The 11,105-nt window shown below is 73.2% G+C and carries 4 protein-coding genes and 1 pseudogene; all 5 read right to left on the minus strand.

The window, feature by feature from the left end; all coding sequences use genetic code 11:
- Positions 1-857, minus strand: a pseudogene (locus tag HNV26_RS35245) (DUF3857 domain-containing protein); the annotation flags it as partial.
- 141 nt (positions 858-998) lie between these two features.
- On the minus strand, positions 999-1,754 hold the full coding sequence (locus HNV26_RS35250; RefSeq protein WP_171442968.1) for an arylamine N-acetyltransferase family protein: 756 nt from the start codon (positions 1,752-1,754) through the stop codon (positions 999-1,001).
- A gap of 33 nt (positions 1,755-1,787) precedes the next feature.
- Positions 1,788-7,736, minus strand: a complete 5,949-nt coding sequence (locus HNV26_RS39115) for a flagellar hook-length control protein FliK (RefSeq protein WP_366817096.1) — start codon at positions 7,734-7,736, stop codon at positions 1,788-1,790.
- Complete coding sequence (locus tag HNV26_RS35260) at positions 7,729-8,346, minus strand: peptidoglycan-binding protein (protein WP_216613037.1); 618 nt, start codon at positions 8,344-8,346, stop codon at positions 7,729-7,731. Before HNV26_RS35260 ends, HNV26_RS39115 begins: the two co-directional genes overlap by 8 nt.
- A gap of 144 nt (positions 8,347-8,490) precedes the next feature.
- Positions 8,491-11,105 (minus strand): M1 family metallopeptidase (locus tag HNV26_RS35265; RefSeq protein WP_171452983.1); only part of this gene is annotated, 2,615 nt, incomplete at its 5' end.

The following is an 11,105-nucleotide window of genomic DNA, read 5'->3' on the forward strand; positions in this document are numbered from 1 at the left end:
GGCTGGGGCTGCGGCGCGGGGCCCTTCTCCAGGGCGGGCGCCTTCGCCGGCAGCGTCGCGCGCACGGTGGGCGACTCCTGGCGCAGGTAGAACCCCAGCGGGCCGGACTCCTGGCACACCTTCACGAGCACGCGGTTGAGGCCCTTGCGCAGCTTCACGGACACGCGGGACTGGTCCGGGCGCGGCAGGTTGTAGCGGTCCTCCTTCGCGGCGAGCTGCCCGTTCACCCACAGCCGGAACGCGCCGGACGTGCCCACGCCCAGCGACACGCGCGACTCCTGGGAGGACTCCAGCCAGGTGACGGCGTAGGCCACGGCCTCGCGGTTGGGGCGGATGGCGGTGGCCAGGTCGATGTAGCCATCCGAGGTGTTCGCCGTCAGCTTGCGCCAGGTGGTGTTGCCGCCCTTGGCCGCGGGGTAGGTGGCGGACAGGTCCAGGTTGGCGGCCTCGGGGCCGAAGTCGGTGTCACAGCCGGCCTTGCCTTCGTTCTCGAAGCCGCCGGTGACGTAGTAGTCGCCCACGTAGCCCAGCCACTGCTTCACCTCGTTGGCGCGCACCAGCCGTCCCCGGGCGCGCTCGGTGTCCAGCAGGAGCATCTGCGCGGTGGCGCGGGTGTTCGGGTCCGAGGTGCGCCGGGAGGCCACGTAGGCGTAGGTGCTCAGCAGGGGCGTGAGGTCCTCCACCTCGTCCACCAGCGCGTGCATCCGCAGCAGGCTGGCGGCGCTTCGGGGGGAGGAGGCCTGCTTCATCGCCTCGGCCGCATGGACGCGAGCGGTCTCATCCGCGGCCGGCTTCGCCTGCGCCCACAACGGGCAGGTGAGCACGACGACTGCGGCCAGCAATGTGAAGCGGGACATCCGTTCTCCTGGGTGGACGGCTTGCGGAAAGGGGCGCCAGCCCCGGGCAGGGGCGTCGACGCGGATGAACAGGCGAACCCCTCTGGGGCTTCCCCTGCCTGGCCATCGTACGATGGAGGATGGGGTGGGGACAGGTACGCACTACTCCAGGGGCGGGAGGATGACGCCGAAGTGTTCGACGAGCGCGCGCCGCAGGGCGTCTTCGTCGGGGAGAGGCTGCTCCGTCCGGACCCCGCCCCGGGTCAGGACGAGTGTGCCCTCCTTGGCGGTGATGCGCCCCTCTGGCGTCGCCCGGGTGCACAGCCGCCGCTGGGTGAAGATGGAGTCCGGGGAGGTCTGGTGGTGGCGGCACATGCCCTCGAAGTCCGCGAGCTGGCGGGGAATGAGGGAGAGGCGGTACTCCGCCTCCCATCCGGAGGGCTTCTCACTCCAGAGGACGAGGTCGTCGCCCTCAGGTGAGAGGCGGTACGCGCGGCCGGAGCGCACCTGGACGTCGTGGGTGTCCAGGTGCAGGGGCTCGGTGAAGCACTCACCGAAGCCGACATCCGCCAACCAGCGTCCCTGTTCATCCTCCACCTGGAGGGCCAGGTGGTCGAACTCGGGGCCGTAGGCGCTGCCATCCGGGGCCGTGGCCACGCCCGCGGACAGCAGCGTCACCCGGAGGCCCAGCGCCGTCAGCAGCCGGGCGAAGAGGCCGTTGAGCTCGTAGCAGAAGCCGCCGCGCCGCTGGACGACGACCTTCTCGAAGAGGGCGTCCGTGTCGAGCCGGATGGGCCGCTTCAGGTGGATGTCCAGGTTCTCGAAGGGCACGGCCTCCAGGTGGGCCCGGTGCAGCCTCGTGAGGGACGGCTCCGCCCCCACGCCGATTCGCTCCAGGTAGCGCGCGACGTCGAACATGGGGGAACTGTGTCACGCGAGGGCACGGACGGGTCAGACATTGAAGAGACGGATGGCGGCCGTGGCGGCGGCGTCCGCGGCGGGGACGCCCGCACTGGCTGCCGCCGCGGCGGCCAGCGGGGCGCTCCGAGGCTCGAGCGCCCGGACGGTGGCCATGGCCGCGGCTGCCTCTTCCGATGCGCCCGAAGCCCGCATCGACGCGGACTCGGCGATGGCCACGGAGATGGGATGGGCCATGCCCACGCTGAGGCTCTGGGCGGCCTGGTCCACCGGCCCCGCGGGAACGCCTATGGCTGAAGCGCTGGCCGCGGCCGCGACCGCGCGGTGATTGGCGGCGCCGCCCACGGCGAGCTGGGTGACGACCATGGCCGCGGCGACCGTGGCACATGCGAGCGGGGCGGCGCCCGCGACCAGTGCCGTGTTGGCATCGGTGGCGGCGGTGACGCCGGCCAGGGCAAGGGTCCCGGCCGCCGCGTTCGCCGCGAGCGCCGGAACACCCGCGGCCGCCGCGGCCGCAGCGTAACAGGCCGCCGATTGGGCCAAGGTCGGCAGCGTCAGTGCATCCGCCGTGACGAGGGCGGCGGCCGCCGCCACCGCCGCGGCTGCCTCCTCGCTGGAGTTCGCGGCGGTGGCGGCCGTCACCGCGGTGTTGCCGACGGCGGGCACGAAGACGCCCGTGAGGGCGGCGGCCGCGGCTTCAGCGGCGGCGGCTGCGCCTCCCATCGCAGCGGTGACGGCGGCTGCCGCCGAGGCGTAACAGACGGCGGCGTCCCCAGGCGTCGGCGGGGCCGCCCCGGTGGCTGTCAGCACGGCAGATGCGGCTGTCACGGCGGCGGCGGCGGTCGGCGTGGAGGCCGCCACGAGGCCCGCGACAGCGGCTGGGTTGGGGTGGATGGCGCCGCCCGCGAGCGTGGCGGCGCAGGCATTCACGGCGGCCTGGGTGATGCCCGGCACGGTGGCGGCCGCGGCGGCATGACAGGTGCTCGCGTCCGCCGCGGCTGGGGGAGTCACGCCCGCGTGGGCCATGCCCGCCGCCGCCGCGACGACCGCGGCGATGGCCGGAAGCGTGATTCCCGCCGTGCCCAGGAGGAGGGCGTGGTGCGCCGCGACCGGAGGTCCCGCGGAGATGGCGTTGGCCGCCGCATCCAGCCTCGCGGGAAGTGGGGCCCCTCCGGCCATGGCGGAGATGGCGGCCACCCTGGCGGCGACGGGCGCTGGCAGGTTCGCGCCCAACGCGCAGGCATGAGCGCCTCCGACGATGGCCGCCGCGAAGTCATCAATCCCGACACCGGCGGCCGTCGCCAGGGCCGCGCTGTGGGCCGCCGCGCCCGTGCCACCCAGGAAGGGGAGCGCCACGGTCGCGGCGACAGCGGCGAGGGGCGGCTCTCCCAGGCTCACGGCCACCGCGGCCACCACCGCGGCGAGGTCCGTCGGGGGCAGGGCGAGTGGGGCGGCCAGCACCGTGGTATAGGCCGCCGTGACGGCTTCGGCGGCCGATGCCGGGACGCCCACGAGCATCGCGGCCGCCGGAGAGAGAGGCCCGCCCCGGACGACGGCCCCTCGCGCCGTGGCGGCGGGCCACCAGGCCGCGAGGACCGCTTGGCTCACGATGATGCATGCGCTCGTGGCATGGGCCGCGGCGACGCCCGCGACCGCGGCCCTGGCGAAGGGCACGGCGGCCCGGGCCGCGATGGCGGGCTCCAGGCTCCGGCGGGCCGCTCGCGCGGCTGGAACGCCCTGCAGGCCCAGTTGCGCGGCGTTGACGGGACCTGCCGCGGGGGCAGTGGCGGCGGCCGCGGCGGGGACCACGCCGATGGCGGTGGCCACGGCGGTGGCTGGCGCTGTTCCCGCTCCCACGGCCGCGGCGGCTCGGGCCGAGGCGACCTCCTTGCAACCATGGCAGGTCCGCGAAAGGGTGCCCGTGACGGCGGAGGCCGGACGCAGCGGTCCTTCGTAGAGCGGGGCCATCTCCCACCCCAAGGCGTGGTGCCCGCGAGGGCTGTCGTCTGGCTGTGTGCTCTGGTCCGCGTGCATGCTGGTGTTGCGGCGCACCGCCCAACCCCGGCGCTGGTACTTGTCGATGGCGAGGTGGGCGGGATGTCCCACGCCCTGAGAGAGATACCGGTGCGCGAAGGGCGGGGCCGCCGCCGCGCCGCCCGTCTGGGTGGCGACGCCGTAGGAATAGCCGATGCGGTCCGCCGCCGCGTGCGCGAGCCCGGCGGCGGGAGGGGCGCCCGCCGCCTGGCCGTTTTGCGCCGCGCGCGCCGCCTCGACGACCGCGGCCACTTCGGAGAGAGAGGCCGCGGGCCCGATGGCCGCGAGGGCGGCGGCAATCTCAACCAACGCGAGCGGGAACTTCGGGAGCGACTGGCCGCGAGACACCAGGGCATCCAGGATGATTTCGGGAAGGACGGGCGAGGGGGCGAAGGCGTTGGCCACCGCGAAGGGCGCATTCGCCGGGTCGATGGGCACGCTCTGCGCGAGCCCCAGCGCGGCCTGAACCGCCGCCAGCGGCGGGTTGGGGATGGCGGCGACGGCGGTGGCGAAATAGGGATGGGTCACCGCGGGGAGGTTGGCAATCCCCGCTCCTGCGAGGGCCGCCAGGGTTCCCCCGGCGCCGGTGGTGATGCTCATGCGGGCGGCCTGGACGATGGCGGTGGCGGTCGGGACGGAGATGGTTCCGCCTTGGGCGATGCTCCGCCGCACGGCCACGGCCGCGGCGACGGCCAGCAGGACGGGTTGTGGCGCTCCGGGCCTCTCGCCGACGTGCGCCTGCTCCACGGCTCTGCGCGCTGATGCGGTGTGGTGGGCGTTGGGGAGCCCCCTGGCCATGAGGACGGCCTCGGTGGCCGCCCTGACCACCTGGGGGCCTCCTGGCACCGCCACCACGGGGCCCAGTCCTGGCACCGCCGCCGCACCGCCACCGCCCAACGCGGCCGTCACCGTGCCCCACGCCGCCGCCGCTCCGCCGGCCAGGACGGGCAAGGGGAGCGGGGCGCCCGCGGACACGGTCCCCAACTGGACGAACTGCGCTTGTGGCGTGTTCGGGGCGGCGTTCTCCAGGACCACCGCCGCGGCCGCTGCACGGGCCACGATGAGCGGGGTGAAGGGCCCCGCGGAGGCGGCATCGGCAGCGCGTTCCGCCGCGGCGGCCAGGTTCGCCAGGTTCGCGGGCAAGGGAAGTGGGAGCGCCGCGGCGGCCGCCGCGGCCGTCGCGGCCCGGCGGATGTTGGGATTGGGAAGCGCCGTCGCCGCGTGCGCGACCGCGGCCGCGCGGGTGGGCGGCGTGTTGGGGGCCCATGGAATCCTGTCGGGATTCAGGTCGTTCGCCCCCACCTTGTTGGAGCCGTGGTGGGTCGCGGTGAGGCCCACGATGACGGGCGGGTGCGCCGTGGGGGCGTAGGGGAGCGCCACCGCGCCTCCGGGAGCGCCGCCGCCGGGCGCGGCGAAGGGGCGCCGCTGCGCGGGGATGTACTGGTAGTTGACGTCGCCCGTGAGGAGCACGAACCGCTCGTTGGCGTGGAAGGGCGCCTCTCCCTGGAGGGTCGGTGGCAGCGGGGGCGCCAGGGCCTTGCAGACCGCGGCCGGGTTGCTGACGCCAGCGGCGCGCGCCACCGCGCCTTCCAGCGACAGGCCGGGGAGCGGCGCGGGGGCGTGGGTGCGTACCACGGCCTCCACCGCGGCCCGCACCGCCTCGGCGCCCTGCGGCACGGCGCCGGCCGCCGCATTCGCCGCCGTCGTGACGGGGGAGGCGGCAGGTGCGCCGACGATGGCTCCCTGCACATGGGCCAACGCCAGGGCCTCGGCGCTCCCGGGCATCAGCGGCGCGCCGCCCGCCGCTGCTGTCCCCATGGCCGTGAAGGTGGCGACCGCCGTGCCCGGCGCGCCGCTCGCCACGATGACGGCCGCGCCCGCCGCCGCCGCCATCTGGGGCAGGGTTCCGCCCGCGACCACCACGGCGTCCGCGGCGACTTCCGCGGCTCGGCCCAACGCCACCGCCGTGGCGGCAGCGAGCCCGGGGTGCGCCACGGCCAGCGTCGCGATGACCAGCCGCTGTCTCGCGGTGAGACCGGCGCCTGGACCTCCAGGGCCCACCGCCGCGGTGGCCGCGGCCGACTGTCGCCGGGCGAGGAGCGCCGCGGGATTGGGGTTGCCACCGGCCGGCCCCATCGCCGCGAGAAATGCGGCCAGGCCGCCTCCAATGCCAGGAAGGTTGGGCCCCGCGAACGCGGCCCCCACCCATCCCGGAGGGGCGCCTCCGCCGATGGTGACCAGGCCCCGCCCATTGCCCCCCAGGTTGTTGGCGTCGGTGGCCACGGGGCCCGCGGGGACAGCCGCCGCACCGGCCGCGTCGCGCACGCAGACATACAGCGCCAGCCCGGAGTTGTTGCGCGGGTCCGAGCCACTGGCGAGCGGGTTCTGCGCGCCTTCACGGTAGTTGCGTTCGACGAAGCCCCAGGGAAACCGCATGTGACTGCCACCTGGGCGGTTCCAGGAGCTGGGCGTGCCGCGCGGACTCGCGGCGGTTCCAGGCCGCCCCGATGCCGCCCAGATGTAGAACTCGCCACCGTCGTGGACGACGCGCGCGACCGTGTCGCGGCACACGACAGTGCCCATGTGCTGCTGCGGCGCGAGCCACCGGCAGCGGAAGGACTCCGGGTAGTAGCGCCCCAAATCACAGTGGTCCATGTCCCAGTGGGACAGGATGATGAGCGGGCCGTTGCACATGCAGGGGCCCACGCAGTGCCCCTGCGGAATGAGGGGGAAGGTCCCCTGCTGGCCGTTGGCCGGGCTGCCGAAGTCGTAATAGACGATGGCGCGCCCCTGGTTGTCGTACAGCACCGAGCACGCGCCCTGGCCCACGTTGAACAGCCCCACGAAGGGGGCGAACAGGCGGTTGGGGTCGGACGCATCCATCGGATTGGGCGCGCCATCACCGACGTAGGCGTGGGCCGTGGGCGGTGGAGCGCCAGGCCGCGGCCTCTCCCGGGGCACCGTTCGTGAAGTCAGCGCAGGGCCGGCGGCTCCGGCGAACGCGAGCACGGGCCCTCCGGGAGGCGGCATCCAGTCATCGAAGAAGTCCGCGACCTCCTCGGTGAAGGCGCGCACGTGGTGGGAGAGCTGGTGGGCCGCGGCGCGCATCCACCGGGCCAGCGCCGGGGTGGCGGTGCGGGCCGTCACCGGGATGGGGAGGGGCGCGGCAGGGATGGCGAAGGGGTCCTTGATGGGCGGCTCGGGAATCGGTCCCGAGCCTCCGGAGCCGCCAGGGCCTCCTGGACGAGGTGGAGGCGGTGGTGGTGGCGGCGCGGGCAGCGGGAAGTGGAGCGCCTTGAGGGCGCCCTGCGTCAGCCCTCCATCCGAGCGATCCTCCACCCGCAGGAAGCTCCGCAGCCAGCGCTCCGCGGGCGGCGAGTCCGTGTCCGGGGTGAAGCCCCGCACCGTGTGAACCCCCGCGCGACGCACGCTGCCCGCACGCACGAAGAGCCCATCCGGGCGGGGGCTGCCCGGCGTCGCCTGCAGCTCCAGGTGGAACCAGTCCGTCTCGTAGAGGTCGTCACGCAGCGGGTCTCCGGGCGCGAGCTCGAACTCGAAGACGGACACCGGTGCGGAGTCATTGCCGTCGTCGATGACCCGCCGCAGGAACCAGTAATAGACGACGTAGAAGAGGTTGAGTTGCTCCAGCGTCAGCGCGTCGTAGAAGTCCTCGAAGCGCCGGCCGTTGATGACGGCATTGAAGAAGCGGAGGAAGTCGCCCGGGTCGAACTGCTTCTCCAGTTCGTTCCAGACACGGTCCATCCAGTCGCGCTCGACGCACTCCAGCCGCAGGTAGAGCGGGTCGTCGTCCGCGCCTTCCCGCTCCGTGACGAACGCGTAGTAGCGGCCGGGAAACCGGATGTTGAGCGTGTTGATTTCACCGCCGCGCGCGACATGGCCCAGACGGCGGCGCTTGGGCCCTGGAGCAGGGGGCGTGGTCTCAGGCACCGTGCGCCTCTCGCAGCTTGTGAAGGGTCTGCTCATCCACCGTGCCGGAGGGCATCAGCCCGTACTCGGCCTGGAACCTCGCGACCGCCTCGGAGCGCGCGTCCTCCTCGCTGGCCTCGTCCGCGAGGAAGCCCAGGTTCACCAGGCGCGCTCGCAGCCCCTCCTCCGTGGACACGGGCTGGAGCGTCCCCAGGGACAGCGTGTACTCCTCGCCGCCGACCTCCAGCGTCGCCTCTCGGGCACCGGGAGGAATCCCGCATTCGATGAGGCCCTGCTCGTTCGTCTCTCCTTCGTGGGTGACGTCCCCGATGACGAGCCGGTAGGGCACCTTCGTCCGAGGCGCACCGTCCTCATGCAGTCGCAGGCGGAAGCGTTCCGGGATGCCCTTGAGCCTGAACGTGTGCGTCCTTCCCGTCGCGCAGGGGACCTGCCGGATTTCCTTGTCCGGGAGCGTCACCGCGTCGCCGGGCTTGAGCACATGGGGGCTCGTCCGCTCCCGTCGCAGGGACTCGTTCTCGGGCGCTTCCCAGACGCGCTGCGGACTCAGGTTGTGTGCGTGGGCAATGCTGGAGACGCAGTCGCCCGCTTGTGCTGTGTACGTTCGAGGCATGGGTCCGGCGGACTGAGTGCAGCCCGTGTGCCGGACGTGGCTGGAGTGGACCCCTGCCACGGGCTGCAACCACCGCGGCCGTGCGCGTCATGACGGAACGCAGATGCGTTTCGCGATGACGCGCACGGGAGGCGTGTCGTGCGCTCAGCGGAGCTTCGCGGGGCTCGGCTGGTCCTTCAGGAAGTCCCTGACGCTCTGCGCGTTCAGCGTGCTGGACGCGGCGCAGAGGTGGATGGACTCCAAGGTGCGGGTGAGGGTGAGAGAGGCGTTCTCCAGCTTCGCCGCGCGGGGGGTGAGGAATGCTTCCGCTTCGGCGGCGGTCTTCTCGTCGCACAGCATGCCCACCAGTCCGATGAGCCCGGCGACTTCGTCCGAGCGCATCCGGCTGGCGAGCGCGTCGAAGTGCTCCTGGTAGAACGCCCAGGCGAGCGCCCGCGTCTGCGGCATCGAGAAGGCCCCCGTGAGGATTGAATGGGTGTCGCGCAGGTCGAACTCGCTGCCGGCCACCAGCGCGAGCGCCTCGCGCATGAGCGCCGGGTCCCGGAAGGCGCCCAGGGTGGTGAAGACGCGGCTGCGCTCGGTCTGGTCCTCCGTGGCGCGGGCGCGCGCGACCAGCGTGTCGAAGAAGGCCTTGTCTCCGTTCCGAGCCGTCACCATCAGCGCGAGGGGAACGGCCTCCGGGTGGACGGACTTCCGGTCCGCCAGCCACGCCTTCACCAGCCGGTTCGCGTCCCGGACCAGGGCCGGGTCCTCGCCGCGCAGCGCCGCCAGCCCCAGGAGGTTGGGTCGCAGCGACTTCACCGCGTCATCGTCACCGGGCTTGGGCTCCCAGCCCAGCGCGCGGGCCCGAGGGCCATACATCGCGGCCACCCAGTTCCGGTAGCGCGCGCGCTCGTCGTTGGACAGCCGGTCCACGTGCACGAAGGTCAGCAGCCGGGCGCCGCGCTGCATGATGAGGCGGTGGTCCGCCTTGGCCGTGGTGGGCACGTAGCGCAGGACGTCGCCCAGGGGCAGGTCTCCCCGGTGCACCCCGGCCTCCATGTCGGCCAGCAGGGTCAGCCGCTCGCGCACCGTCAGCGCCTCCGTGGGCGCGGCCAGCACGCGGGTGAGCTGCTCGCGCGTGTAGCCAGAGCGGTAGTAGCCGGTGCCGCCCGCGTTGAGCACGAACCAGGAAGGGCAGCTCTTGCCAGGCAGCGCCAACTCGCCCGTGGCCCCGCTGAGCATCGTGCACGTGCGCTCGGACGTCTTGCCGGAGCCCGCGCGCACACACACCGGCACGGACCACGTCTGGTCCTTGCTGGCGGTGGAGCCCGCGGGGACGTAGCGCTCCTGCGTGAACTTCAGCTTCGCGGGGCCTCCCGGCTGGCATTGCAGTTCGGCGGCGATGCGCGGCGCGCCGGGCTGGTCGATGAAGCTGCGGAATGCGCGCGCGACGTCCGGCCCCGCGGCGGCCGACAGCGTGGCGGCGAAGTCCTCCGACGTGGCCACGCCCCATTCATGCTTCTTGATGTGGCCGCGCAGCAGGTCGCGCATGCGCTCCTCGCCGAGCCACGCCTCGAACATGTCGATGATGGCCGAGCCCTTGGCGTACGTGGTGCCGTTGTCGAATGAGCCCAGCACCTCGTCATGCGTGTTGGCGGGCTTGCGCACCGGCGGGGTGGCGGCGAGCGCGTCCGTGTCCAACGCGAAGAGCGTGGACTGCGTGCTCTGCTCCAGCCCGAAGCCCCAGCTCGTGTCGAAGGGGTCCACCGTCTTGCGGTCCAGCCACGAGGTGAGCGACTCGTTGAGCCAGATGTCGTCCCACCACTGACAGGTGACGATGTTGCCGAACCAGTAGTGCCCCAGTTCGTGGTTGGCGATGTTCACGTACCACTTGCGGCGCGCGAGCGTCTCCTCGCCAGGGCGGATGAGCGTCAGCGGCTGCCCGAGTGCGACGAGGCCCGGGTGCTCCATGGTTCCCCAGTAGCGGGGCACCACCGCGACGTCGAGCTTCTCGTACGGGTACGGCATGTCGAAGTAGTCTTCAATCAGCGTGACGATGCGCGGCGTGACGCTGGCCGCGTAGGCCGTCTCCGCGCCCCGGCCGCGCGGCACGATGAAGCGCAGCGGCGCGGCGTTGCGGCCCGCGGTGCCCGCGTCCACCACGTCGAAGGGGCCCACCACGAACGCCACGAGGTAGCTGGGCATCGGCTTGCTCTCGGCGAACGTGACGCGCGCCAGCCCGTCCGGCAGCGTCTCGCGCGAGACGACGGGGTGGTTGGCGAGCGCGACGTGGTCCTCCTTGGCGGTGATGCGCAGCGTCCAGGGCACCTTGAAGCCCGGCTCGTCGAAGCAGGGGAAGGCGCGGCGCGCGTCGACGGGTTCGAAGAAGGTGTAGAGGTAGGGCTCGCCGCCTTCCTCCACGGCGTAGAGGCCCTGGCTGCGCTCGCGGTCGACCTTGCCGGTGAAGGCGATGTGGATGCGGGCCTTGCCTGGCGCGAGCGTTTCGGGGAGCAGCAGCCCGAGCCGCCCTTCGCTGGCGGTGACGGCGCGGGCCTCCAGGGTGCGGCCTCCCGCTTCGACGCGGGCCTGGGAGAACTCCATGTCCTGCCCGTGCAGCCAGACCTGGCGCACCGGTTCGCTCACGTCCACGTCGATGCTGACGCTGCCGGAGAAGGTGGGCTCGGCGGGCAGCAGCTTCAGGTCGAGCGCGTAACGCGTGGGGCGGACCGAGTCGGGCAGCCGCAGCGCGGGGGGCTGGGGTTCGGGCCACTCAGGGG

It is taken from the genome of Myxococcus xanthus (genome assembly GCF_013116825.1).
Lineage (GTDB): Bacteria > Myxococcota > Myxococcia > Myxococcales > Myxococcaceae > Myxococcus > Myxococcus xanthus_B.

Coding starts and splice junctions, on each gene's coding strand:
- HNV26_RS35250 (WP_171442968.1), bottom strand. CDS start 1,754: ATGTTCGACGTCGCGCGCTACCTGGAGCGAATCGGCGTGGGGGCGGAG.
- HNV26_RS35260 (WP_216613037.1), bottom strand. CDS start 8,346: ATGCCTCGAACGTACACAGCACAAGCGGGCGACTGCGTCTCCAGCATT.